This window comes from Amycolatopsis sp. NPDC003676 (assembly GCF_053587275.1).
In genome coordinates this window covers 25,771-50,264 of sequence record NZ_JBSFNS010000026.1, presented here as the reverse complement: position 1 = coordinate 50,264, position 24,494 = coordinate 25,771, and the positions used below count along the sequence as shown (strand labels likewise).

Sequence of the window (24,494 nt, the reverse complement as noted above, 5' to 3'; positions counted from 1 at the left end):
TGCAGACCTTGGCCTGCGACAACCGTCCGCAGTTGTGGTCACGGCCTGAGTTTCCGACCCCACCCCGCCTGTGCCTGGCCCGTTCTCTCCTCGACAGCCGCCGGAGCCGATCTACACAATGTGTGCTGCGGCGTCTCACACGAGAACCCACGTCACCGGTGCAGAACGTCGCCGAAGGCGAAGACGCGCGTCCTCGTACGCGACAGGTCAGAGACGACAATCGGCTGATCCGGTCTAAGGCGTCCTCCCCGCTAAGGGCCTCGGATGTCCAACAAACTGCCCCGTCAGGTTGACCGGACACACTGCTCCATCAGAAGCATCCCCAAGCTCAGGGACGTGCAAGACGGCCACCGGGCACGCATCGCCCACACGAGCACCAGGCTCCGGCTCGGACGCCCGCCAGAGCGCCCCCCACCTCGTCCGGTAATCAATGGGGGACGTCCCCAAGATCCGCTAAGTTATCTGTTGTCTCGGGCCACCGAGAGCGACGGCCCGTTGATTTGGGTCCGGTACGAGGGGAATCAGATGCACAAGGGTTTTGTCATGTCCGTCGGCCGTTCGGCCGTTGCGATCGCCGCGCTCACCGCGCTGGCGGCGTGTTCGTCGGAAGCCACCACTGCCCCGTCGGGCGCCGCGCCCGCCCGCGCCGAGGTTTTCGGCGCGGCCGGTTACCGCGGCATCGCCCCGGGGATGGCCAAGGAAGCGGCCCTGGCCACCGGGAAGCTCGCCACCGCCCCGGTATCCATGCTGGACGGCTGCACGGTCCTCAGCTGGCAGGGCGGCCCCGCGCCGGACCAGGGCAGACTGGCCGCCGAGGCCGAGGTGCAGCGGAAGGCCGACGACCTCAACGCCAAGGCGGACGCGGCGGACCGGGAAGCGAAGCAGCCTGCGGGCAGGTCCGCCGCGGAGTTGGCCAAAGCCGCCGCGAAGGACGCGGAGGCGGCTCAGCTGGCGGCGGACTCCGCGATGGCGATCGCCGATCTGGCCGGCAAGCGAGAAGAGCGCGACAAGGCGTTCGCCGCGGCCGGTGGCGCCTCGTTCGGCAAGAACGGCTTGCACGAACTGGGCGCCCCGCCCGACGCCAAGACCGCGGAGGGCATCGGAACCGGATCCTCGCTGGCCGACCTGCACAAGGCGTACGACGCGCGCGGCCTGAAGGAGGGTCCGGCCGGGCGGTTCGAGCTGCCTATCGCGGAGAAGCCGGGGTGGCACTTCGAGTTCACTCCTACGGCCGACGGGAAGGTCGGCGGAGTGGCGATCGCCGAAAGCGCCGCGAAGTGCCGTTGATGGCGAGCTGCGCGCGCTTCTGAGTCCATTGTGGACTTGTGGAGGCCTCCTTGCCGCTGCGGCAAGGAGGCCTTCATTTTTCAGCGGTGACCGATGGGGGTGCCACGGCTGGGGCACGCAGGCCGTCAGCTTTGGGCATGCCTTGCCGCCTTCCGATCCACCCGCCCGACTTGCACGCGTTCCCCGAGCCACCGGTCCTTCGACATATCCGGATCCTGGTAGTCCCCGTCGAGCACCGCCCGTGGCTGCCAAGGAACCCAGCCCCGCGGTCCACAAGATCCGCCACTTCAAGGCCAATAATCTCGGCTAATTTCGCTGCATTTTTGTTCAAGGAAGAAACCGGCTTGGGAACCCCGCAGACTGGTCAGAGTGCGTCGCGAAGGTAGGCCAGAACAGCCAGAACTCGCCGGTGCACATCGGGAGCGACGGGCAACTCCAGTTTGCTGAAGATATTGCCGATATGTTTGGCCACCGCCGCTTCGGTGACCGACAGCTGGGTCGCGATCGCGGCGTTGCTCGCGCCTTGGGCCATGCAATCCAGCACTTCGCGTTCGCGACCGGTCAAGCGGGAAAGCGTGGGACTTTCCCGGTTCCTGGCGAGCAACTGGCGAACCACCTGAGGATCTACCACCGTTCCGCCCGAGGCGACGCGGCGGATCGCGTCGGTGAGGACGTCGATGTCGCCGAGGCGATCCTTCAGCAGGTAACCCACTCCCGCTGAGTCGGAGCTCAGGAGTTCGGCAGCGTAGGTCTGCTCGACGTACTGGCTCAGCACGAGCACTGGCAGGGCCGGCTGGGTGGCTCTCAGCCGCAGCGCCGCGCGTAGTCCTTCGTCGGTGTTGCCCGGGGGCATCCGCACGTCGGTGATCACCAGGTCGCATTCCGTCCTGGCGAGCGCTGCCAGAAGTTCCGGTGCCGTGCCCGCCTGGACGACCACTCGGTGGCCGTGGAATTCCAGGATTCGCACCAGCCCTTCGCGCAGCAGGACCGAATCCTCGGCCACCGCGATCCGCAACCCGGTCACGGCAGGGGCTCGCTGGGGATGCGCACGCGCACCACAGTGGGGCCGCCAGGAGGGCTGGACAGCGCCACCGTTCCGCCGACCACCGCCGAGCGGTCGGCCAGCCCGGCCAGGCCGCCGCCCGCGTGCTGGTCGGCACCGCCCCGGCCGTTGTCCCGGATCTCCACCAGCAACACGCCTTCCTGGTACCGCGCGACGACCTCGGCCCGGTCGGCGCCGCTGTGTTTGACGACGTTGGTCAGCGCTTCGCTCACGGCGTAGTAAGCGGCGCTCTCGGCCGAATCCGGCAGCCTCGCACCGACCGCGGTGTCCAGCCGCACCGGCAGGGCGCATCGGTCCGCCAGATCGCCCAGCGCGGCGTCCAGCCCCCGGTCAGACAGGATCTTGGGATGGATGCCGCGAATCAGGTCGCCGAGTTCCGCCAACGCGAGTTTCGCCTCTGTGTGGGCACGGTCGACCAGAGCGCCTGGGCCGCTTCCGGCGTCCAGTTGGGTCCGCGCCAGGCCCAGCACCATCGCCAGCGAGGTCAACCGCTGCTGGGCGCCGTCGTGCAGGTCGCGTTCGATCCGGCGGCGTTCGGCCTCGTGCTGATCCACCATCCGGGCACGCGAGCGCCGCACTTCCACCAGTTCGAACTCGTCGCCGCCGCGGGCCGGCTCCAGCATCACCCGGGTCACCCTGGCCCGCGCGGCGGCCGCCGCGGGCAGCACGAACACCGCAGCCGCCAGCGCGATCGCTCCGATCGGCACAATCACCCAAGCGAGACCGCTTCGCACCATCGCGGCCCCGGCGGGCACCCATTCGGACGGGGACAACGCAACCACCAACGGCGCCAGGATCATCGTGCAAGGCAGCACCACGCCTACCAGCACGACGATCAAGTCGAACGCCCACAGCAGGGTGGCGAGCAAGGCGGTGTAGCCCAGTTCCTGCCAGGTGCCCCGCTCCCGCAGCCTGGCTTTCGACCGTCGCCACCAGCCGCCCGCGCCCGGCGGGCGAAGAGCGACCGCCACCGGCACGGGGCTGACCCACCGCAGCCTGCGCCGCTCCAGCCGGGCGACCGGGATTCCCAGTTGGCACAGCAGGAGCAGCGGCCCCACCCCGATCGCCACCGGCGCCAACGCCACTCCCGCACCTGCTGTCGCCACGATGACCAGCAGGCAGCCGACGCCCAGTGGCACACCGCTCAGCAAGTACGCCGCTGAACGCACAACGCCGGCTCTCGACCTGTCGCGCACCACGGCCCCCTCTGTCGAAAACCACCATAGAACGGCAGGTCCGAATGGTGGGGTATATCCAGCACTACTCCTGGACACCTGCCTGCGCCCGTGTGCGGAGGCTTGGTTCAGGGTTGGCTTGAGCGCATGGGATCTTCGCCATCGGCTGATGCCGTTCGTCTGGTGCGCCTGACCAAAGTGCACGGCGCCGCGCCGCACGAGGTGGTGGCGCTGAACGCGATCGACCTGGCATTCCGCCGGGGCACGTTCTCCGCTGTCATGGGTCCGTCCGGCTCCGGCAAGACGACGCTGCTGCAGTGCGCGGCCGGTCTGGATCGGCCCACCGACGGCGCGGTTTTCTTAGGGGACACCGACATCGGCGCCTTGTCCGAACGGGAGCGCACCGCGTTGCGCCGGGACCGGATCGGGTTCGTTTTCCAGAGTTTCAACCTGATGGCGCCGCTGACAGCCGTGCGGAACGTGGCGTTGCCGCTTCGCCTCGCCCGGCGCGGGGCGGAAGCCGATCGGGCGCGCCGGCTGCTCGAACAGGTCGGGCTGGGCAACCGAGCCGGACACCGGCCAGCCGCGTTGTCCGGTGGCCAGCAACAGCGGGTGGCGATCGCGCGCGCGTTGGCCGGCGACCCCGAGGTGGTGTTCGCCGACGAACCGACCGGGGCCCTGGACAGCCGCACCGGTCGCGAAGTGCTCGTACTGCTGCGGAAACTCGTCGATGACGACGGGCAGACCGTGGTGATGGTGACGCACGACCCGGTGGCGGCGGCGTTCGCCGATCGGGTGACGTTCCTCGCGGACGGCCGGGTCTCCGGTCATCTGGACGATCCCACCGCTCGAGTGGTCGCCGACCTGATGACCGCGCTGGAGGAAACCGCGCCGAAGGAGGCCGGCTGACATGCTGTGGCTCGCCTTGCACACCCTGCGCGGCCGGCGCGTGTCGTTCGCGGGAGCGTTCCTCACGCTGGTTTTCGGCGTGGCCATGATTTCCGCGGCCGGCACGGTGATCGCCGTGTCGGGAGACGATGCGGGTACAGCCGATCAGGCCGCCCGTACAGCTCTGGCCGAGGCGGGCAACCTGTTGGCCCTGTTCGCCGGCATCGGCGGATTCCTGACGATCTTCATCGTGGCGAGCACCTTCTCGTTCACGGTCTCGCAGCGTCGCCACGAGTTGGCGTTGTTGCGGATGGCCGGAGCCGACCCTGGTCAGGTGCGCCGGATGGTGTTGACGGAGACGACGGTCCTCGGCACGACGGCGGCCGCGGCGGGCGCGTTGCTCGGCGTCCCGCTCGCCTCGGTGCTCAGCGGCGTCCTGGTATGGAGGCAGGTGCTGCCCGCCGGCATCGAATTGCCGTTGACGCCTTCGCGGCTGGTCGCACCGCTTCTCGCGGCGTTCGTGCTCGGCTTGGTGGTCGCGGTCCTCGGCGCGTGGCCCGCCGCGCGCCGAGCCGGAGCGATCCGCCCTGTGGAAGCCTTCCGCGAGGCGGTCGTGGACACCCGCCCGATCCCCCGCGGCCGACGGATACTCGGCGTGCTGGGCATTGCCGCCGGACTGGGGCTGGTGTTGCTGTTGCCGCAGGTGCCCTCGGACGGCCAGCTTCCGCTCGCTCTGTTCACCGCTCAGCCGATCGTGGTCGGCCTGGCGCTGCTGGCACCGGCGTTCGTCCCTCGGCTCACCGGGCTCGTGGTCGCGCCTTTGGCGGCGTTCACCGGAGGCAGCGGTCTGCTGGCGCGAGAGAACCTGCGCGCCGCGATCCGCCGGACCGCGTCCTGCGCGGCTCCCGTCCTGGTCACGATCGGAATCACCGGTTCCCTGCTCGCCGGCACGGACCTGCTCGGGGCGGCGGGACGCGCGAGCGCGGCGAAACTGTACACGTCGCAACTCCGGGCCACCGGGGACAACCTGGACACGGCTGTGCCGGGCGTACGCGCAGCAGTGCTGCTCGAGGACGTGACAGTAAGCGCGTTGGTACAGCGCACAAGCAGGGAGGTGGCTGCCGTCGGCGTCACCGGGAACGGCGTCTCCGGCGTACTCGGACTGGGCACGACCATCGGTGACCCGACTCAGCTCACCGGCTCGACCGCAATGCTGGGGAGACGGCAGGCAGCAGGCTTCGACTTGGCGGTCGGTGACTCCGTGCGCCTCCGGATGCCCGATGGCGCAACGGTTTCGGTCAAGGTGGTGGCGCTCTACGACGGCCCGCCTTTGACCACTCCCCTGCTGCTCCCGGAACAACTCGTCGCCCAACACCGAACGCTCGGCGCTCGCCCACCCGCGCTGCACGTGGCGCTGAACGATCCAGCGGACACCGCCAGGGTGGAAAACCTGTTGGCAGCGAAGGGTTACCAGGTGACGCTGACGGCAGCATGGCTGGCGACCGCAGCGGGGTTCCGTGAGGACGGCATGCGAATCGGCGCGGAACTGCTGGCGTGGTTCGCGTTGCTGTACACGCTATTCGCTGTCGCCAACACAGTCACCATGTCGTTCGGCGAGCGCGCGAGCGAGTTCAGGCAGCTGCGATTGCTCGGCGCCCAACGCGCGCAAGTGTTGCAGATGGTCCTGTGGGAGGGCGCGGGAATCGCGCTCACCGGTCTCGCGTTGGGAGCGGCGGCGGTCGCACTGGCAGTGGGCGGGCTGTGGCAGGCGGTACGGTCGGCAGGGCTCGACATCCCGCTCGACCTGCCGTGGAGCCCGCTGCTCTCGATCGCTGCGGGATGTGCCGTGGTGCTGCTGGCTGTGTCCACAGTGGCCACAATGGTGGTGATGCGTCCGTCAGACGCGCGTTGACCGGACGACGGCTCCGGCTTTTCGATCGGCCACGGCACAAGACTTCCGCCTGAAGTCCACGGATCGAGATCCAGTGAAACATACCGATCAGTACTGTTTCAGGGCCGCCCCTGCCCGTCTCGCCAGGGGCCGTTGGGAGACACCAGAAGCCGGGTTTGCAGTTCGATCGTGAAGCGTTGCACGGGATCGTCCAGGTCGACCGCGCACAGTTCTTCGATTCGTTGCAGCCGGTACCGGAACGTGTTGCGGTGTATGCGAAGTGCAGCCGCAGCACGGGTGGCGTCTCCGCCGGCGTCGAACCAGCAGCGAAGTGTGTTCAGGTACTCGGCACCGCGTGGGAAGGAGTCGCGGCGCAGTACGTCTAGGGAGCCTTCTAGCAGGGCGGGGCGTTCGGCGGCTACTTCTGCCAGTTCGGCGATCAGGACGTGCGGGAGCAGGTCTGTCAGGTGGGCCGTCACCGGCACAGTTCGGGCGGCCAGTACACCTGCGGCGTGCCGGAGGGGAGCTAGTTCGGCGCGGATTTCGGTACCGGTGGTGCAGGGGCGGCTTAGGCAGGCCACCAGCGGTGTGGCTGCCGGGGCACGGCGTCGTAGGCGTTCGGTGAAGTCGGCGGGGCCCGAGCCGGGGGTGGAGGGGAACAGGACGAACATGAGGGAACCCAACACGGCGGTCGCCGTCGCCGGGTCGAGCATTCGGGCGCAGCGTGCCAGGGCTCCTTCGAGGTCGGGGGTGATAGGGCCGAGGGCGGCGAGACGCCATCGGCACGAAGGGCCGAGACGTTCGGTCAGCGCTTCCAGTGATCCGGAGCCCGCTAGCAGGCCGCGCAGCAGCTCGGCGCGGATCGTGTCTTCGTCGTTTCGTACGGCGGGTTCGTCGACGAACCAGGCAGCGGCGGCCGTCGACACGTCGTCCAGCAGCCGAGGCACGGAAGCGGACGATCGACGTGGCGTGCAGAGGACGTAGCCGACGATCACCCCGGCGGAGTGGATCGGGGCGGCCCAGTGGGGGCCTTCGAGGTGCGTGACGCTTCGTACCTGGGCGAGTCTCGCTCGCAGTTCCGCTGGGACACGTCGGGCGAGCACCATGTCGCCGGTGAGTGTGTCCACCGGTTCGCTGCAGCCGAAAGCGAGCACGCGGAAGGCCGAATCGGCGATCACCACGGCGCCGTCCAGGGCGAGGGCCGCGCTTTCGGCGAGATCGTAGAGGCCGCCTGCGGTGGGGGCCGCGCAAAGAGTGCCGAACCCGGACAACAGTGACTGCACTACCGTGCTGATCTCCGTCCATCCGACCTCCGCCACCAGTACTGGCACGGCTGCGGTCGTGAGGTCCACTCCAGTGGGCAGAGTCCGGACGACGAGTGCTGCGGATCCCGCGCGGTCGGCGGCGGTCAAGGCTTGCGCCAGGTCGTCGGCAGTCGGGCGGGGTGTCGTCAGCAGCACCAGTTGGTGACGGCCGGGCAGCCGGGCGGGGTCCCACGGCGCCGCCCCGGCCAGCGGGCGGTCCAGGCCCGAGGCGGGGGCCGCCACGCTGAACCAGCCGCGTCGTGCGCTGACCAGGAGGGTCAGCCGGATCGTCCCGTCCGGCGGAGGGAGATCGGCGGCGATCGGTCCTCCTGGCCTGGCATCGACTGCCGTCATCGGGGCCGCTCCTTCCGTCCACGCCACGCTGCGTGGGAGGAAGGCTAAGCAGCGTCCGGAGCGCCGTCAGTGGGCTCACCGCACTGCGAAGACCGCTCGGCAGGGCTCTCAGCCCAGCTTGCGCAACCGCGGCAGGAGATCCTGCCGGGCCAGGTCCAGGAAGCGAGCTTGGTCGGTGCCCGGCGCGTGCAGCACCAGGTCGGTGAAACCGGCGTCGACGTACGGGCGGATCCGTTCGACGACCTCGTCGGGATCGGACGAGACGATCCACCGGGAAGCGACCTGGGACGTCGGGAGTTCGTCGGCGACGCGCTCCATGTCGACGGGGTCGGAGATGCCGTGCTTCTGCTCGGCGGTCAACGACAGCGGTGCCCAGAACTGGGTGTTCGCGACGGCGGCCTCCGCGTCGGGGTCGTAGGACAGCTTGATCTCGATCGAGCGCGCGACGTCCGCGGGCTTGCGGCCTGCTTGCTCGGCTCCGGCGTCGACAGCGGGCTGCAGCTTCTCCGTGTACAGCTCCATGCCCTTGCCGCTGGTGCAGATGAAGCCGTCCGCCACTCGGCCGACGTACTTCGCCACCACCGGACCGCCTGCCGCGACGTAGATCGGCAGGGGCCGCGCGGGGCGGTCGTAGACGGTCGCGTTTTCCGTTTGGTAGTACTCGCCGTCGAAACTCACCCGCTCCTCCGTCCACAAGCGACGGATGAGGTCGATCGCCTCCCGCAGCCGGGCGAAGCGTTCCTTGAACCCCGGCCATTCCATGCGGGCGACCGCGACCTCGTTGAGCGCTTCGCCGGTGCCGAGACCGAGCAGGACGCGTCCGGGATACAGCGCGCCGAGCGTGCCGAAAGCCTGCGCCACCACGGCCGGGTGGTAGCGGAAGGTCGCGGTCAGCACGCTGGTGCCGAGCCGGACCCGTTCGGTCCGCTCCCCCGCCGCGGCGAGCCAGGCCATCGAGAACGGCGCGTGGCCGTTCCGGTGCCGCCAGGGCTGGTAGTGGTCGCTCACCAACACCGAATCGAAACCCTGCTGTTCGGCGAGGACGGCCAGCTCCACCAGCGGTCGCGGTCCGAACTGCTCGGCCGATGCCTTGTAGCCAATGGTGATTCGCGCGGTACGTGTGTCCATTCCGGACACTCAACCGGCCGAGCCGCGCCGGGTCATCGTGCACCGCGGACGAACAACTGCCCGCCGTTTTGTGCGGTCAGCTGGATTCGTCCCAGTCGACGCCCGAGGCACGCGTGGCCAGGTGCACGGCCAGGCGGTCGTCCGGATCGCCGAGGTCGACGGGCAGCAGCTCGGCGATCCTTTCCATGCGCTGCATCACGGTGTTGCGGTGGACGCCGAGAGCGGCTCCGGCGGCCTTCGCCGACGACTGGAAATCCAGGTAGCACCGCAAAGTACGGACCAGGCCGCCGGACGGGTCTGCCTCGTCGAGCGGTGCGAGCAGGTCCGCTGCCGCGCCGCGCAACGGAGCGGATCCGTACCAGCCCGCGATCAGCTTCCGGGCGCTGCCTGCGTCGACGTGCTCGACTACTGCCCGGCGGTGCGAGGTGTGCGCGAGCAGGGCCGCGCGGCGGGCCTGCTCGGCGGAGCGGCCGATGCCTGCCGCTCCCGTCTGTGCGCGGCCTACTCCCGCGCACAGCCGCAGCCCTGGATGCTCCGCTTCGACGGCGGCTAGCGTCCTCGCGAGCCGGTCGAGCAGCGGGCCGGGATCCGCGGCCTCGGCGGTCAGCCAGAACAGCCATCCCTCGCCGCGTTCGACGAGCCTCGCGTCGATGCCGTGTTCGGCCAGATGTGCTTCCAATTCCGTCCCCAGCGCGGACATCCGGAGCGCGGCCGGGGCGTCCGCCGCCTGCACCTGCACCGCGGTGTGCCGTCCGGCGAGCCGCCAACCGAGCGCGGTGGCCCGCTCGACGGTGCGGCGTCCCGGTTCGCCGGGCTGTTCGAGGATCTCGCTGAGCAGGAGCGAACGGCGCCGGTGTTCCCGTTCGTCGCGGACGGCCTCCCCGGCCACGTGCACCGCGAACGACAGCGCCGCGATCGCGATCGCGCGCCGGACCGGTTCGAGCAGCACTCCGGCCGCGAACCGGGGCCGCCGCACCGCGATCCAGCAGACCGCGGGCCCGGTCGCGTCGATCTGGACCGGGTGCAGCATCAGTTCGCCGTCCGTCCCGACGGTCAGGGCGACCGGCCGCGAATCGGCCAGCAACGCTGGGTCGGCGCACCTGCCGAGCAGCGCATGCACCTCCGGATCACCGGCCACGAAACGGGCTTCGGCGTCGACGAGCGCCACCGGTTCGCCGAGCGTCGCCGTGAGCTGCGAGGTGAGCGTGTTCGCGTCGGCGGGCGGACGCTGGAAGCGGCGCGAGGCGTCGCCGAGCACGCGCAGGCCCGCGATCTCGGGGGCGCTGACGTAGGGCTCGAACGCGGTGATCACGCCGGTGGGAGTGATGTCCTCGACGCCGATGAGCGGCAACGCCAGCCGGTCAGCGAGCCTGCGGGTGGCGAAGGGCACCGGCCGGTGCGGGCGGGCCGCGACGATCCCGGACAGGCCCGTGCTGCCCGCCAGCCGGATCGCGAGATCCGCTGCGAGGTCGTCGAGGACGAGCTGGTCCCGCCCGAACACCACGACGCTGCGCGGGGCGAGTTCGGAAATCTCGTGCACCGCGGAACCCGCGACGACCGCCCCGACGGGCCTCTTCAGCCCGGATTCGCCCGCGAGCACCTCGTAGTGCTCGATCAGGTTCAGGTCGAGCAACTGGGCGAGAGTGACCGTCATGGCGCCACCGGCTCCAGGATCGGTCCCACCGCGGTCGCCTGCAGGCGCGCGGCCGGCACCGGAACGTAGGTCATCAGCGCCTCCTTCACCGGGGTTTCGCGCAGGGTGCGGGGATCGGCCCCGGCGCGGATCGCGGCGTCCCGGGCCAGCTGCCGGGCGCGGGCCGCCGAATCTTCCCTTCCGCCGGCACCCTGCCAGAAGATCCGGTCGACCGAGCCCGCCGCTTCCGCGGTCGCTGCCCCCACCGCGGCCGCGAGATCGGCGTCCGGCGGCCTGAGCGCGTCGGGCAGCGGCCGGTCTCCGATGAGTACGACCGGGAGATCGTCGTGTCCGTACCGCGCGCGGGCGACCGCTGCGGGGAGAGAACCCTCGCGGTCCAGCACGGTCAGGCGCGGGAGGCGCCAACCGATCCGGATCCCGCCGAATTCCCTATGTGCGCCTGATTCGGGAAGCAAACCGTCGCGAGTCGTCCCGACAAGGATCTGGCTGCCGGTCGCTTCCACCACCACGGCCGCGGGCACTCCGGCCAGCCGGGCGGCACCGTGCAGCAACGCCGCCCGGGCCGCCCCGAGGCAGGCCGTGGCGTGGCGCTGCGCGGCGAGTTCGGGCAGCACCGTTCCGTCGCCGCGCACCAGATACAGCTCGGCCTTCGGATTGTGTTTCCGGACCGCGGTGCCCAGTTCCTCGATCCGGGCGCGGGTGAACTCGGCCAGGGATGCGTCGAGTACGGCGGTGTTTTCCCGTTCCAGCAAGCCGATCGCTTCTGTCTCGCTGCCTTTCCGCACGGGGACATCCGGGCCGAGCACTTCGGCGAGCAGGGTCGCGGCCTGCTGTTCGTGGTCGGGGTTTTCCAGCCCGTGGACTCCGGATACCGCGACCGCGCGGACATTTCCCGCGCACCGGCGGGCGAATTCGACTACCGCAGCGAGGTCCAGCGGTGCCGACGCCGTGCCGTCGTATTCGTGCCCGCCCCGGACCGTCGCGACTGGTCCCGCGAGCGCGGTGGACATTTCGACTGGCCAGCCCGCCAGCGGCGGCAACGCGGTCGCGCCGCCGATCCGCAGGATCCCGATCCGAGATCCGGTGGGCACGGGTTCCGGCAGGATCGCCACGACCCGGTCGACCGCTTCGGCATCGACCTTCGCCAGGAGCGCGTCGAGCAATCGCGCTGCCGAGTCGGTTCCGCGATAGGACGCCACAATTCGGCTCGTTTCGTCCAACGCCGCGGCTCGGCCGGAGACCGCGTCAAGCCCCACTCGCACCACGCTCATCGGGCACCGGCCAAGGATGTCGAACCGTCGAATCGCACCGGGTCGACGGCGTAGCCGAACGCGCGCGGCCCGGCCGCAGCGTGTCCTTCGGGCGTGTGCCACCGCTCGTCGACCGGGCTGGCGAGCACGTGCACTTCCTGGCCGACAGCGAGGTCGACGGTCTGCGTCAGCGCGCTCGTGTCCGCGTCCGCGACGGCGATCAGGTCCGGGACCGTGGCCAGCACCGTGCCTTCCCGGCTGACGATCAGGTTCTCGTTCTGGAAGTCGATCCGCGCGAAACCCTCTGCGGTGTCGAGGGAAACCACGCCGCGCGGCCAGCCGTCCGAGGAGTGCTGCAGGACTTCGGCGACGGTTCCGGTGCACACCAGGCGTCCGCCGCAGGCGCGCAGGTACGGCTCATACCCGGGTTCGGCGAGCGCAGCGCCGATCCGGGCGCACTCGCTGATCGACCCGACGGCGCCGAGCCGCGCACAGTCTCCCGCGGTCACCCGATACGCGCTGATCAGCGCCACGAGACCCAGCGGCGGCAGCACGGCCCGCACCAGCTCGCCGAGCACGGCGTCGGAGCCTTGGCTGAACTCGGCGACCACCCCGGAGCCGCCGACGACGGTGATCGGCGAGACGGAAAACCCGGCCAGCCGCAGCAGGGTCAGGTCGATGGACGGCAGGGTGCGGTGCATCAGGTCGAGGTCGAGGCACGGCAGCCCGAGTTCGGCCGCGACGGCCAGCGGGACGGCCACGTTGACGCTGCCGAGCTGGATCGGCAGGACCGCCGCGCACTTCCGTCCGGCGCGTGCTTCCACCGCCGTCCGGAGAGTCTCCGCCTCGCCGGTGCTGTGCGCTTTCTCGACGAGGGTGTGCGGGGTTCCGGCGGACACCACGGGGAGGACGAGGGCGTCCGGCGGCAATTCGCCTGCCGTGACGAGCGGGATCGGCCCGTGCCGCCGGACCGCCGCGACCAGGAGCTGCTGCCCCAGGTACGGGTCGCCGCCGCCTCCGCTCCCGAAGTGCACGGCGCCGCGCACCACGTCGTCGATCGCGGACTCGGCGACGTGCTCCATGCGCAAACCTTAACCGGCGTTGTGGCTGCTCATGAGGTCGCGACACCCCGGAAACCGGCGTACAGCCGGGCGAAAGCGCGAGCGGCGGCGGTCAAGTCGGCGACCGGCACGTACTCGTCGGCGGTGTGCGCGACGGTCATCGATCCGGGTCCGTACACGACGGTCGGGATGCCGAGCTGGTTGCGGAGGAATCGCGCGTCCGTGCCGAGTTTCAGCCCGCGGACCGGCGCGTCGCCCGCCGCCCGGCGGACCTCGGCGACGAACGGGTGGTCCGGGTCCAGTTCGGATCCTTGGGCGAAGGCGAGGACGTCCGCGTCGTAGTCGAACTTGCCCGCGGCGTCGATCAGCCCGGTCACGGTGGCCAATGCCTCGTCCCGGGTCTGGCCGGGCAGCACGCGCCGGTCGATCCGCACCCGGCATTCGGCCGCCACGATGTTGACGGCGGTGCCGCCTGCGATGGTTCCCGCGTTGGCAGTGGGGATGCCTAGGAACGGGTGCTCTTTGTCGCCGAAATCGGCCAGGTGGAGCGCCGTGACGATCCGTGCCGCGTCGGCGACCGCGGAGTGTCCGGCCGCCGGGTCGCTGCCGTGTCCCGCCCGGCCGCGCACCACGATCTCGACCATCAGCGAGCCGCGTTCGGCCACCCCGACCCGCAGCTCGCTCGGTTCGGGCACGACGGCCGCGTCGGCGTGTACGAGCCCGGCCGCGACCAGCGCCTCGGTCCCGAACCGGCCGCCGGTCTCCTCGTCGGCCACGAGGTGGAAGACGATGTCCGCGGGCGGCACGATTCCGGCGTCGCGGCAGGCGCGCATTCCCTCGATCGCCGCTGCGATTCCACCTTTCATGTCGCAGGCGCCCCGGCCGTAGAGCAGCCCGTCCCGGACCAGGCCGCCGAAGGGTGGCACTGACCAGTCCTCTTCGGACACTGGCACGACGTCCACGTGCCCGTTGACCAGCAGCGTGGGGCCCTCGCCGGAGCCGATGCGACCCAGGATCGACGGGCGGCCCGGCTCAGGCTCGAAAATCTCCACCTCCGCGCCCAGTTCGCGCAAGGCCGTGTACAGCGGTTCGACCACGGGTCGCTCGCCGCCGGGCGGATTCTGTGTGTCGCACCGGATCAGGTCCGCGGCCAGTTCGGTCACCCTCGCGGTTTGGACGGCGGCTGCGGGGTTCATGCTGGCTCCTCGATGTCTGCGGTGATCGCGCCGAGGGCCTCGTCGTCGAGAAAGCCCAGCGGGGCAAGCCCTTTCGCGAACCCCAGCAACGCGGGCCGGAACGCCACGACCTCCGCGAAGAGGTCGGCGGCCTCCCGGTGCCGTCCGGAGCGGGCGAGCAGGACCGCGCGCCAGAAGTCAGCCTCGCGGTTGTCCGGCCCGATGACCTCCGCCGCCGACGCGAGGGCGCTCAGCCGTTCGTCCAACTCGCCCGGCGAGACACCGTCGAACGGTCCGAGCGTCAGGCCGCGCGCGAACATCACCCCGCCGACCTCGCCGAACGCCCGCGAACGCGGGAGAAGCCGTGCCAGTTCGGCGAGCGGGTCCGGGTGGTCGTCGACGCGCAGATCGACGACCACCTCGTTCCACGGCGTCGGACTACGACGGCCCGAGACCACCAGCAGCGTGGCCGACTGCGAACCGCGCACGTCTCCCCCGGCGCCGTCCGCGGCCTGCAGCCCGGCGAGGATGCGGTCGGCGAGGTCGCCGTCCGCGGTCTCGAAGGCCTTGAGCGCGGCCTGGCACACGTCCGGGGCGGCCAGCATGTTCCCTTGCACCGTCACCTGATGCCCGCGCGCGGAACCGGCGTGCGGGGCGCACGACTCGCCGGTGTGCGTACCCACCGAACCCCGCGCGTCGACGATTCCCAGCTGGCGGTACGCGGAATCCGGGTCCTCGGCGACCAGCAGATCCACAGTGGACGGTGCGGGTACGCCCGCCCGCAACAGCTCCAGGCCGCGCGGCCCGTAGTCGACGTTGACGAACGCCTGAGTGGCCACCGCGCCGACGCCCGCCTCGGCCCAGGGCAGCAGCGTGCCGACGCCGAAGAAGTGGGTCTGGGCGCCGACGCCGAGCCATCCGGTGACCGGATCGCGCGCGACGATCGAGTACGTCACGACCTTCCTTCCTCGACGGTCGCGAGGTGTTCCCGGAGAAGGTCGGCCACCTGATCGGTTTCCTCCAGCATCGGCAGGTGACCCGTCCCCTCCAGCACCTTCGCCGTGCCGCCGGTGGCTTCGGCCAGTTCGCGCGACATCGCGGGCGGGCAGGTCGGATCCTCGGTGCCGGCGACCGCCAGCACCGGCGCGGCAACCTTTCCGGCCAGGTGCCGGATGTCCGCGCCGAACGCTCCGTAAAGGATCTCGGCGACCACCGTTGTCGGCCGGGTGCCGACCGCCTCCGCCATCACTTCCTTGATGCGCGCCGAGTCGCTGTGCTTTCGGCCCACGATCTGCGGGACCTGACCAGCGAAATACCCCGCAGTCCCCTCGGTCTCGAGCTCGCGCACCATCGCGGCGATCGCCTCGGCCGGAACCCCGGTGCCGAGCGTCGAACCGAACGTCGCGACGCTGCGCACGCGTCCGGGATGCAGCGCCGCCAGCGCGACGCTGATCGTGCCGCCGAGAGATCCTCCGGCCAGATGCACCTCGTCCAGCCCGAGCGCGTCGAGGACCGACAGGACGTCCGGAACGTAACCTTCCTCGACGGTGAACGGGCCGGTCTGCCCGGAGTTTCCATGCCCGCGCAGGTCTGGCGCCACGACCGGCCGGTTCAACCGCGCGGCAACGTCTTTCCAGACCACCGCCGCGGAGTTGATCGGATGGAGGAGCACGAGCGGGACGCCGGGCCGGTCGTCTTTCGTGCGCAGAACCGACAGCTTCCCGGTCCGTCCTTCGACGCTGACGCGGTCCAAATCCGGCCTCATTCCGTTCCGTGCTTGGGCATCTGCGGGTCCTGGACGCTGACGTGCATGTGCCAGATCCGCCAGTCCGGGCCGCCCTTGCCGTCGTCGCGGCGGAAGAATTCGGTGGTGCGGAACGGAGTCGGGACCGCGTCCTGCTGGCCCGGGGCGAGCACGTCCGCGGTTCCCTCGGCGGTGAGCAGCGCGACGTCGCCGAAAACCTGGACGTCCGGGCCGACGGTGTCCTTGATCGCGGTGATGCTCAGCCCGATTTTCGCGGCGTTGACCCACAACCGGTGCTTGTCGAGGACGCCGTGGTAGGTGTGGCCGTTGAGGTTGAACTGGTGGTAGCCGTCGCCCTCCGGGAAATACTGCAGCATCCGGTCGGCGACGAGGCCGACGTTCGCCACGTACCAGCCTTCGTGCACTTCGAGGATCCGCTCGCGGTCAGTGCTCATTGGTCGTGCCCCTTTCAGTGAGTGAATTCGCCGGTGAGTTCGCCTACTGCGGCAAGGGTTTCTTCCGCGCCGTCCGCGACGACGGTCGCGATGGCGACGTTGTCCGCCCCCGCGTCGAGGTATTCCTTGAGGCGTTCCCGCGCGGTGTCCTGGCCGCCCACAACGCCGAAACCGTCGAGCCAGGCATCCGGCATCTCGGCCGCGACCACCTCCGGACCGCCACGCGAAAGCATGTCCGTTAGCTGTTCGTTGGCCCCGACCGCGCCGAACAACGGTCCCGGACCAGTCGCGGCAAGGTAAAAGGCGAGAACCGCCTTGAGCGCTTCCCTCGTGGCGGCCGCCTGCCCGGGATCCCGCGTGACGTTGGCCGCCGCGAGAACAGTGATCGTGATGTGCTCGTCCCGACCGGCCGCGCGCGCCGCCTCGTCCAGCTTGCGCCGCGCGCTCCGCACGTATTCGACCGGCGCGAGCGCGCTCACCAGCAGACCGTCGGCCAGCCGTCCGGTCAGGTCGAGCCCCTTGTCTCCCAGCACCCCGGTGAACAGCGGCACCCGCTCCGGAACGGGGTGCGTGATCGCGATCTCGTGGAACGCGGCGAACCGGCCCTCTTCGTTGATCGTCTCGCCGCCCAGCAACCCGCGGACCGCGGTGAGGGTTTCGCGCAGGGCGCTCATCGGCGACCGCTGCGTGAGCCCCATCTGCGCGGTCCAGGCGGGAACGCCGTGCCCGATCCCGGGCATCAGCCTGCCCGGGTAAGCGCGGGCCAGCGTGCTGATCTCCATGGCCAGCAACGCAGGATGCCGTACGACCGACGACACGACGCCGATGCCGACCGGGAGCCGCGACGTCGCCCCGAGCGCCAGCGCGGCGCCCGCGATGCCGCCGAGGAAGAAGTAGTCCTCCGGCAACCACAGCTCCCCGAACCCGGCGGCTTCCGCGGCGGCGGCCTGTGCGCCGATCTGTTCCGGCGGAGTGGTGCTGCCGAGCAGCACACCCAGACGGCTGCGAGAGGTGCGGGTCATCGGCGGGCTCCTGTCGTGCGGGATCACAACGTCGAGCACGACGGTAGGGAGGGCGGCGGGTTCGGTGCTTCGGGCTGGGTGACGAAACGGGGGAAGTCAGGTGGTGCACGGTGCACTATGGAGAGTCCGGTCCGTGCGATCGGGGGAAAGCCGCGCATCGCCGATTCTTCGCGTCCGCCACTGCCCGGACGGCCCCGCGGCAAAGGCACGTTGAACGGCGCTAGGCCCGGCACAGCTCTGCCGCATCACGCGAGCCAAGCCGATCACCGGGAACGTGGTCTTGGCTCGAGGCGATGTCCGCTCGCTGGGTCAGCAGGGAAGTTCGCGGGGCAGGTCGGGGAAATACCGGTGCCATTCCTCAGCGCTGATCGCCGGTGCCGCCATCGCGCAGATGCCGTTCGCCGCGTGGTCGATGTCGGATTCCAGCAGGCGGACCAGATGGTCTTGCCCGCCAGTGGCCAGCGTGTGGCCGTCGGGGGCGAAGGCCGCCGCGTAGACGCGGTCGGTGTGCGCCGCCAGGGTCGCCAGTTCCCGCGGCCTATGCGGGTCAGCGACGCTCCACAGTCGCACGGTGAGGTCCGCGCTGGCGGAGGCCAAGGTCCGGCCGTCCGGGCTGAACGCCACCGCGTGCACGATGTCGGTGTGCCCGGACAGCGTGATCGGCTGGCCGGTGTGTCCCGGCACGGTCATGTCCCAGAGGCGCACGTTGTGATCCGAGCTTCCGGTGGCCAGCGTCCGGCCGTCGGGGCTGAACGCCACTGACTTCACGTTGTCGGTATGGCCGGTCAGCGGGGGAAGCTCCGACGGCCGCCGCGGGTCGTGCAGGTCCCACAGCCGTGCTTTGAGGCCGGAATCCGCTGCGGCCAGCAGGTTTCCGGCCGGGCTGAACGCCACGGAATTGACGCTGTCGACGTCGCCGGCGGCGGTCAGCACGGCTCGTTGCCTGCTGCCGGCCACGTCCCACAGCCGCAGCGAGTGGTCCGCGCTTCCGGTGGCCAGGGTCCGGCCGTCCGGGCTGAACGCAACCGCGTTCACCGAGTCCGTGTGTCCGGTCAGCACCGACCGCCGGACTGGGCGCCGAGGGTCGCCCACGTCCCACAGGCGAACGGTGCGGTCGTAACCCGCGGTCGCCGCCGTGCGTCCGTCGGGGCTGAAAGTCACCGCGTTCACCGCGCCGCGGTGCCCGGTGAGCGTGGGCAGTTCCTGGGGTTCTCCGGCGTCGCCGAGATCCCACAGCCGCACTGTGCCGTCGTAGCCGGCGCTGGCCAGGACACGGCCGTCGGGTCGGTAGGCCACGCCGTAGACGGAGTCGGAGTGCCCGGCGAGCACCCGCCCGGCCAGGTCCCACAGCCGGACCGAACGGTCCACCGAACCGGAGACCAGGGTGTGGCCGTCGGGGGTGAACGCCACCGCGACGGCCGGGCCGGTGTGGCCGTTGAGCACCACGAGCCGCTTGGGGTTCCGCGGATCGGTGACATCCACCATGGCGACAGTACGGTCCAGGCCGGCGATCGCGAGGGTGTCGTCGCGCGGGCTGAACGCCAGCGCATGGGCGTCCGAGGTGTCGGGCAGGGTGGCCAGATTCTCCAGCGATCCGCTGCCGGTGCGCCTCCACAAGCGAATGACGTGGTCACGGGTCAGCGTCGCCAGCACGGCGCCGCCTGGGCTGACCGCGACCCGGTCGATTCCGGCGTCCGCGGCGACCACTGCCGGGTCTCCGGCCCGTCCGGCGCCGGCGAGCCGCCAGAGCCGGACCGTCCGGTCCCAGCTTCCGGTGACCAGGGTGGCGCCGTCCGGGGTGAACGCGAGCGTGTTCACCAGGTCGGTGTGCCCGGTCAGCACATTCAGTTCGCGCGGACGCCGGGGGTCGCGGACATCCCACAGGCGCGCGGTGCGATCTTTGCCCGCGGTAGCCAGCACCGGCTCGGTCGGGCTGAACGCGATCGCGATGACGCTGTCGGTGTGTCCGGTCAGCCGGGCCAGTTCGCCCGGCCGCCTCGGATCGGTTACGTCCCAAAGGCGCACAGTCCGGTCGTTGCCGCCGGTCGCGAGGATCTTGCCGTCCGGGCTGAAGGCCGCCGACCAGAGCCGGTCGGTGTGCGCGGTAAGCGTCGCCGCCAATGCGGGATGGTGCCGATCAGCGATGTCCCACAGCCGTACGGTGTGGTCTTCGCTCGCAGTCGCCAGAGTCCGGCCGTCCGGGCTGACGGCCACCCGCTCGACGCTGCCGGTGTGTCCGGTCAGCCGGGTCGCGTAGCTGGCGCCGAAGGTGCCGAGCACCCCGTTGTACGCCTGCGCGGAGGGTGCCAGCCGGTAGGCGGCGAGGCTGAGCTGCGCCGCCAGCGCCGGATCGGCGGCGCGCAGGGAGACTGCCTCGGCGGCCACCTTTTGCGACAACAGAACGTTGCGGCTTTCGACCGCCGTGCGTTGCGCGCGGACCGCGGTCAGCGTGGTCGCGATCGCCGTGACGAGCAGTATGCTCAGCAGCGCCACCAATTGCCTCAGCCGGAGAGCGCGGCGTCTGGCCGCCTCGCGTTCCCGGTCCTCGGCGGACAGGCTGGCGTCGAGGAACTCTCGTTCGGCGGGACCGAGAACCACGTCGGCGGTCGCCGCCCAGTCCCGGGCCTGCTCCAGCCGGGCGCCCCGGTACAGTGCGCCGGAATCCCGCCCGAGGGCGATCCACGTCCCGGCGGCTTCGGTGAGCCTGCGGTGCACCCGGAGACCTTCGCGGTCCTCGGCGATCCAGTCGCGCAATCGGGGCCAGCACGCGATCAGCGCCTCGTGGGCGATCTCCACGCTGCTTTCCGCGAGAGTGAGCAGCCTGGCGCTCGCCAGGCGTTCCAGCACCGCGGCCGTGTCAGGGTCGGCTACGTCCAGTTCGTCCCTGGCGATCCGCCGCTTCGTGTCCTCGGTTCCCTCGCCCAGCGCGACAAGCCGGAGAAACAGCGCTTTCACCAGTCGTCGCTGGTGCTCGGGCAGCTCGGTGTAGATGGATTCGGCGGTCTGCGCCAACGCGCCGTGGATGCCGCCCGCGGCCAGGTAGCCGCCCAGAGTAAGAGTGTTGCCGCGCCGCCGTTTCCAGGTTTCGCGCAGCGCGTGCGAAAGCAGCGGCAGCACCCCGGCCCGCCCGTCCGTCCGCGCCACCAGTTCGGCCAGGAGCGCGCTCTCGATCGCGCAGCCGTCGCGGATCGCGGGCTGGGTGATCGCCCGCCGCAGCTCCTCCGTGTTCAGCGGACCGACCACGACCTGGCCGTCCCGCAGCGCGGCCACCAGGCCGGGATGGGCGGTGCAATGGGCGTAGAAGTCCGCGCGAATCCCGAGCACGACCCGGCAACGGCTGCTCGGCGCGGCGACGGCCGCGGTCAGCGCCTCGATGAACCGGATCCGCTCCGCCGGGTCCCGGCACACCGTGAAGACCTCTTCGAACTGGTCTATCACCAGCACCAGCTCGGCATCCGCCTGCCGGTCCGCCAGCGCGCGCCGGGCCAGGAGGTGCAGGGCGCGCCGGTCCGCGCGCAGTCCGGCATCGACGGATCCCGGTGCGGCGCCGGTGATTCGCGCGAGGTGGACCGCGCACTCCTCCAGCGGGGACGGTCCGGGCGCCAGCAGCACGACCAGGTGCCCGGCATCCCGGAGCCGGGGAATCAGACCGGCCCGCAGCAGCGACGACTTGCCGGCGCCGGAAGCCCCGAACACGGTGATCATCCGGTTGCCGCGCAGGCGTTCCGCGGTCTCGGCCACCAGGTCTTCGCGGCCGAAGAAACACGCCGCGTCCTCGGGCTGGAACGCGGCAAGGCCGACGTAGGGCGACCGCGAGCCGTCGTCGGCGGCCGGCGAACCGGCCGTCGCGAGTTCGGCCGCGAGTGCGTGCCAGCGCCGCTCCCATTCGGCCACGTCGCCGTCGCAGGCGCGCACATAGGCACGGGTCACCGCCAAGCTCGGCAGCTTCCGGCCCGCCGCCGCACCGGACAACGACGCGGTCGAGTAGTGCACCCGGCCGGCGAGTTCCCGATAAGTGGGGTGCCCGGCCTTCTCCCGGAGGCCGCGCAGATCGGCCGCGAACCGCAGAAGGGAACTGTCCCCTTTGTCGAGCGGCCGCTCCCGTCGCGCCATGCCCCTCCCCTGTCCCGCCTCGCTGATTGTTCACGAATTGATTGTTCACCGTCCACAGGCCGACCCGAAACAACCCGTCCGCACTAAACAAGCACCGGTGACCGCCACCTCATTCCGCGAGGACGGCGCGCACCGGCGAACAGATGCGAATTTCGCGGAATTCCAGCAACACCCAACCGAAAGGTGCGGAAAATGAGACTCTCGACCAGCTTATTGGCGGCAGCGGGGATCGCCCTCGCGACGATCGCCTCGCCCGCCGTCTCCCATGCGGCTCCGCTCGGCGCGGTGAGCCTGATCGACTCGCCCTGCGGCCAGTGGAAGGACGCCAACACGGCCTATTACAAGCACTGCGACTGGAACACCCACGTCGAGGTTCGCGTGAACTATTTCGGCGGCGGCGGTTACAATTTCTGCGACACGCAGCCGTTTGTCGACATCCCGGTCGGGCCCGCCGACCGCGTTCTGGAATCGGTGTTCACCGGCCATCTGTGCTGATTCCGCGCGCGATCTGCTGACCAGGGCGCGCCCGGCATCCGGCGACCGCATCGCCGGATGCCGGGCGCGGCGCGTCAGCGGGTAGCCCGGAAAGACCTTGGCGGGCCGCCCCTTCCAGCACGAAGGAACAGCCCGCCCTTGGCCTGTCGCAGTGCGGCCGCCTGATCAACGCTGATACAGAGCCGCCACTCCCATTCCGATCAGCATCAGCAGGAACAGCACCTGTTTCACCGTGACGGTCATCGAACCGGTGACCTTGACGGTGAACCTGTTCTCGCGGCGCCCAGGCACCACTTCACCTCTTTCCGTCCCCGGATGTTCTGCCGGCCAGGCCGCTGCCTGGCGAAGCCGTCGCCGTCCGGGCCGCGGCTTTCCCGGCTCGAGCTCGGGAAACCCGCGAGAGGTGCGATTTCGAGAGCGCGGAGGCCCTCGGACGACCAAAACGACCGGCCAGCCGCGCCTTTCTTCCTCCTTCGGCACCGCGAAGGCGGTCGGACGCCGGTATCCGCTCAGCTGCACTCCCACCTCCTTGCCTGGACCGGGCCTTGCCTCGCAACTGTCTGTCCGCTCGCTCCTCAGTCTCGGACCGGGCGGCCCGTCCGCACTACGCGATCGCGATGACCGGTGGGAGCGCCGCGCCGAACGAGGAATAGTGACCAGTTCTCCGGTCCGCGGACAGTTCAACTTCGCCGTCGGCCGCAGCAGAGGGTCCGGACTCGGCGCTTTCCACGCCTTCCCTGCCGGCACAGCCTCCACGAAGCAACGGCCGGACCGTCACGCGGTGAGATGCTGTCCCTCCTTCGCGACGTCGGGGCAATTGGTCCATCCCGTCACCCGCCGGCCGCCGATCCTGACGACGACCCCGCGTTTGAAGGCGCCCGGGTCGATGCCGTCGTAGTTGTGCCGGATCACCGTCCGGTGGAACGAGTCGGAGGCCACCAGCACGAGGGACGAGGGAGCGTGCCGCAGGAGTCGCTTCAGCTCCGGCGAGTCGAGCAGCCGGCACGCGACGTCCAGGTCCTCCCCGTAGGGGCCGAGGTTGTCGTAGCGGACCTCGCCGGCGTGCACGGCGACCCGCAGCCGGATCTCGCTGCCGGGCGCCGCCGCCGCGTTGTGTTCGGCCAGCAACCTGGCCAGCTCCGGGACGACCGAGGTCAGCAGGACCGATTTGGGCGCCTCGCCGGCGGGCCGGACGAGCACCACCGCTCCGTCGCCGCGGTCGACGATCGGGTCGCGCAGGTCTTCGCCGATTCCGCCTTCGCGCAAGGCGCAGTCGAGCAGCCCGAACAGATCGTGACGCAGCCGGGCCCGGCCGGGGCCGGTCCTGGCGGTCGAGCCTTCGATGTCGACCGCCACGATCGCACGATGCGAAGCAGACCATTTCAGCCTCGCGTGCGCCACCTGCGACCACGAAGGCCGCGGGGTCCGCGCCGCGTCCGCTTCCTGCCGGGCGGTGTCCGCCTCGTCGACGTCCTCGGCCATCCAGCCGGCGAGTTTCTCCAGACCGGCGCGGACGTCGTAAGGAGCCTCGTCGTCGGCATGGCGTTCCAGCAGCGAGTAGAGCCGCGGGAGCGAGATCTGGTCCGGCGCGGGCTCGGGGCCGGTGTTGTCGCTCGTCACGACGCTTCCTCCTTCCCGGCGGGTGCCGCGGGTTCCTCGGTGAGCAGCAGGTCCGGGCCCAGCGCCGCGGCCAGCTCGTCGCGCGCGTTCTTGAGGTGCACGCGAACCGTGGACTCGGCGATTCCCAGCAACTCGGCGATCTCCCGGGTGGACCACTGCTCGTACCAGCGCAGATGCGCCACCCGGTGCCGGGTCGGCGGCATGCGGTCGACCACCTTGCGGCAGGCCTCCAGCCTCAGCGCGCAGACTGTCTTCTCCCAGGTGTCCTCCGGTGCGCTGGCCCCGGCCCGGCGTTCGACATGTTCGGTGCCGACCTCGACGCGGTCGGCGGCTTTCCAGCGGCTCTTGGCCTTGTTGCTGACGACGACGAACAGCCAGGCCCGCTGCTGCCCGGGTTCGCGACCGCGCAACTCGTCCCAGCCGCGCGCGGCAGCGTGGAACGCCTCCTGCACAAGGTCGTCCGCGGCGGCGCGATCGCCCTGCACCAGCGTCACCGCGTAGCGGTACAGGTCGCGCGCGACAGCGGTGAACAAGTCGGCGACCTCCTTGGCCGCCTGATCAGAGATACGGCGCGGCATCGCCGCCTCCGCACGCTCGACGCGGTCGCGGGCCGACCCGCACGGCTGTCGCCGCGGCGACCAGGCACGCCTCCGGCCGCGTGCTGTCGCCGGTGCTCGGCGAGCACCGCATCCATTCCGAGGACACAGGTTTCACACCAGTACTTCTCTCGAAGCCGCGGAACCGTTTAACCGCCGCGAGGCGACGGCTCATCGCCCCAGTATCCCGGCGCCGGCTCCCGATGAGCCGGGAACCCG

Annotated in this window: 20 protein-coding genes; 4 read left to right on the top strand and 16 right to left on the bottom strand. The window is 70.6% G+C overall.

Going from position 1 to position 24,494, the window contains the following annotated elements; genetic code table 11:
• Positions 1 to 525: 525 nt before the first annotated feature.
• The gene (locus ACWDNU_RS18000) at positions 526 to 1,287 is read left to right on the top strand and encodes a hypothetical protein (protein WP_449669679.1); all 762 of its coding nucleotides are present in this window, start codon (positions 526 to 528) and stop codon (positions 1,285 to 1,287) included.
• A gap of 364 nt (positions 1,288 to 1,651) precedes the next feature.
• On the opposite strand, the gene ACWDNU_RS17995 is transcribed toward ACWDNU_RS18000, so the two are convergent.
• Positions 1,652 to 2,302, bottom strand: coding sequence for a response regulator transcription factor (locus ACWDNU_RS17995; RefSeq protein WP_449669708.1), 651 nt, complete (start codon positions 2,300 to 2,302; stop codon positions 1,652 to 1,654).
• A 5-nt stretch (positions 2,303 to 2,307) separates the two neighbouring features.
• Positions 2,308 to 3,519 carry a sensor histidine kinase gene (locus tag ACWDNU_RS17990; RefSeq protein ID WP_449669678.1) on the bottom strand — a complete coding sequence of 404 codons (1,212 nt, stop codon included), beginning with the start codon at positions 3,517 to 3,519 and terminating at the stop codon, positions 2,308 to 2,310.
• 153 nt (positions 3,520 to 3,672) lie between these two features.
• Here ACWDNU_RS17990 and ACWDNU_RS17985 point away from each other — a divergent pair, with 153 nt between their 5' ends.
• Both ACWDNU_RS17985 and ACWDNU_RS17980 read left to right on the top strand, forming a co-directional pair.
• A complete protein-coding gene (locus ACWDNU_RS17985) occupies positions 3,673 to 4,434 on the top strand; it encodes an ABC transporter ATP-binding protein (RefSeq protein ID WP_449669677.1) in 762 nt (253 codons plus the stop codon).
• A gap of 1 nt (position 4,435) precedes the next feature.
• Complete coding sequence (locus tag ACWDNU_RS17980; protein ID WP_449669676.1) at positions 4,436 to 6,325, top strand: FtsX-like permease family protein; 1,890 nt, start codon at positions 4,436 to 4,438, stop codon at positions 6,323 to 6,325.
• Positions 6,326 to 6,423: 98 nt separating this feature from the next.
• Here ACWDNU_RS17980 and ACWDNU_RS17975 read toward each other — a convergent pair whose 3' ends face one another.
• The 11 genes from ACWDNU_RS17975 to ACWDNU_RS17925 form a co-directional block, all read right to left on the bottom strand.
• On the bottom strand, positions 6,424 to 7,962 hold the full coding sequence (locus tag ACWDNU_RS17975; protein WP_449669675.1) for a PucR family transcriptional regulator: 1,539 nt from the start codon (positions 7,960 to 7,962) through the stop codon (positions 6,424 to 6,426).
• A gap of 108 nt (positions 7,963 to 8,070) precedes the next feature.
• Positions 8,071 to 9,090: a glucose-6-phosphate dehydrogenase (coenzyme-F420) gene (gene fgd / locus ACWDNU_RS17970; protein WP_449669674.1), complete on the bottom strand. Its 1,020-nt coding sequence runs from the start codon at positions 9,088 to 9,090 to the stop codon at positions 8,071 to 8,073.
• Positions 9,091 to 9,166: 76 nt separating this feature from the next.
• A complete protein-coding gene (locus tag ACWDNU_RS17965; RefSeq protein WP_449669673.1) occupies positions 9,167 to 10,744 on the bottom strand; it encodes a helix-turn-helix domain-containing protein in 1,578 nt (525 codons plus the stop codon).
• Entirely contained in the window at positions 10,741 to 12,015 is a 1,275-nt protein-coding gene (locus ACWDNU_RS17960) for a hydantoinase/oxoprolinase N-terminal domain-containing protein (protein ID WP_449669672.1), read from the bottom strand. Before ACWDNU_RS17960 ends, ACWDNU_RS17965 begins: the two co-directional genes overlap by 4 nt.
• On the bottom strand, positions 12,012 to 13,076 hold the full coding sequence (locus ACWDNU_RS17955) for a DUF917 domain-containing protein (protein WP_449669671.1): 1,065 nt from the start codon (positions 13,074 to 13,076) through the stop codon (positions 12,012 to 12,014). Before ACWDNU_RS17955 ends, ACWDNU_RS17960 begins: the two co-directional genes overlap by 4 nt.
• Before the next feature lie 29 nt (positions 13,077 to 13,105).
• Positions 13,106 to 14,251 (bottom strand): M20 family metallopeptidase, encoded by a 1,146-nt coding sequence (locus ACWDNU_RS17950; RefSeq protein WP_449669670.1) that lies wholly within the window; start codon positions 14,249 to 14,251, stop codon positions 13,106 to 13,108.
• Positions 14,248 to 15,186 (bottom strand): DUF1028 domain-containing protein, encoded by a 939-nt coding sequence (locus tag ACWDNU_RS17945; RefSeq protein WP_449669669.1) that lies wholly within the window; start codon positions 15,184 to 15,186, stop codon positions 14,248 to 14,250. Before ACWDNU_RS17945 ends, ACWDNU_RS17950 begins: the two co-directional genes overlap by 4 nt.
• On the bottom strand, positions 15,183 to 15,983 hold the full coding sequence (locus ACWDNU_RS17940) for an alpha/beta fold hydrolase (protein WP_449669668.1): 801 nt from the start codon (positions 15,981 to 15,983) through the stop codon (positions 15,183 to 15,185). Before ACWDNU_RS17940 ends, ACWDNU_RS17945 begins: the two co-directional genes overlap by 4 nt.
• Before the next feature lie 8 nt (positions 15,984 to 15,991).
• A complete protein-coding gene (locus ACWDNU_RS17935) occupies positions 15,992 to 16,429 on the bottom strand; it encodes a nuclear transport factor 2 family protein (protein WP_449669667.1) in 438 nt (145 codons plus the stop codon).
• 14 nt (positions 16,430 to 16,443) lie between these two features.
• Positions 16,444 to 17,451 (bottom strand): LLM class flavin-dependent oxidoreductase, encoded by a 1,008-nt coding sequence (locus ACWDNU_RS17930; RefSeq protein ID WP_449669666.1) that lies wholly within the window; start codon positions 17,449 to 17,451, stop codon positions 16,444 to 16,446.
• Between the two features lie 309 nt (positions 17,452 to 17,760).
• Positions 17,761 to 21,564 carry an nSTAND1 domain-containing NTPase gene (locus tag ACWDNU_RS17925; RefSeq protein ID WP_449669665.1) on the bottom strand — a complete coding sequence of 1,268 codons (3,804 nt, stop codon included), beginning with the start codon at positions 21,562 to 21,564 and terminating at the stop codon, positions 17,761 to 17,763.
• Positions 21,565 to 21,756: 192 nt separating this feature from the next.
• On the opposite strand from ACWDNU_RS17925, the gene ACWDNU_RS17920 reads away from it, so the two are divergent.
• Positions 21,757 to 22,059 (top strand): DUF6355 family natural product biosynthesis protein, encoded by a 303-nt coding sequence (locus tag ACWDNU_RS17920; RefSeq protein ID WP_449669664.1) that lies wholly within the window; start codon positions 21,757 to 21,759, stop codon positions 22,057 to 22,059.
• Between the two features lie 165 nt (positions 22,060 to 22,224).
• On the opposite strand, the gene ACWDNU_RS17915 is transcribed toward ACWDNU_RS17920, so the two are convergent.
• The 3 genes from ACWDNU_RS17915 to ACWDNU_RS17905 all read right to left on the bottom strand — a co-directional run bounded on the left by ACWDNU_RS17915 (position 22,225) and on the right by ACWDNU_RS17905 (position 24,257).
• Positions 22,225 to 22,350: a hypothetical protein gene (locus tag ACWDNU_RS17915; protein WP_449669663.1), complete on the bottom strand. Its 126-nt coding sequence runs from the start codon at positions 22,348 to 22,350 to the stop codon at positions 22,225 to 22,227.
• Positions 22,351 to 22,833: 483 nt separating this feature from the next.
• Positions 22,834 to 23,679 (bottom strand): hypothetical protein, encoded by an 846-nt coding sequence (locus tag ACWDNU_RS17910; RefSeq protein ID WP_449669662.1) that lies wholly within the window; start codon positions 23,677 to 23,679, stop codon positions 22,834 to 22,836.
• A complete protein-coding gene (locus ACWDNU_RS17905; protein WP_449669661.1) occupies positions 23,676 to 24,257 on the bottom strand; it encodes an RNA polymerase sigma factor in 582 nt (193 codons plus the stop codon). Before ACWDNU_RS17905 ends, ACWDNU_RS17910 begins: the two co-directional genes overlap by 4 nt.
• Between the last annotated feature and the right edge of the window lie 237 nt (positions 24,258 to 24,494).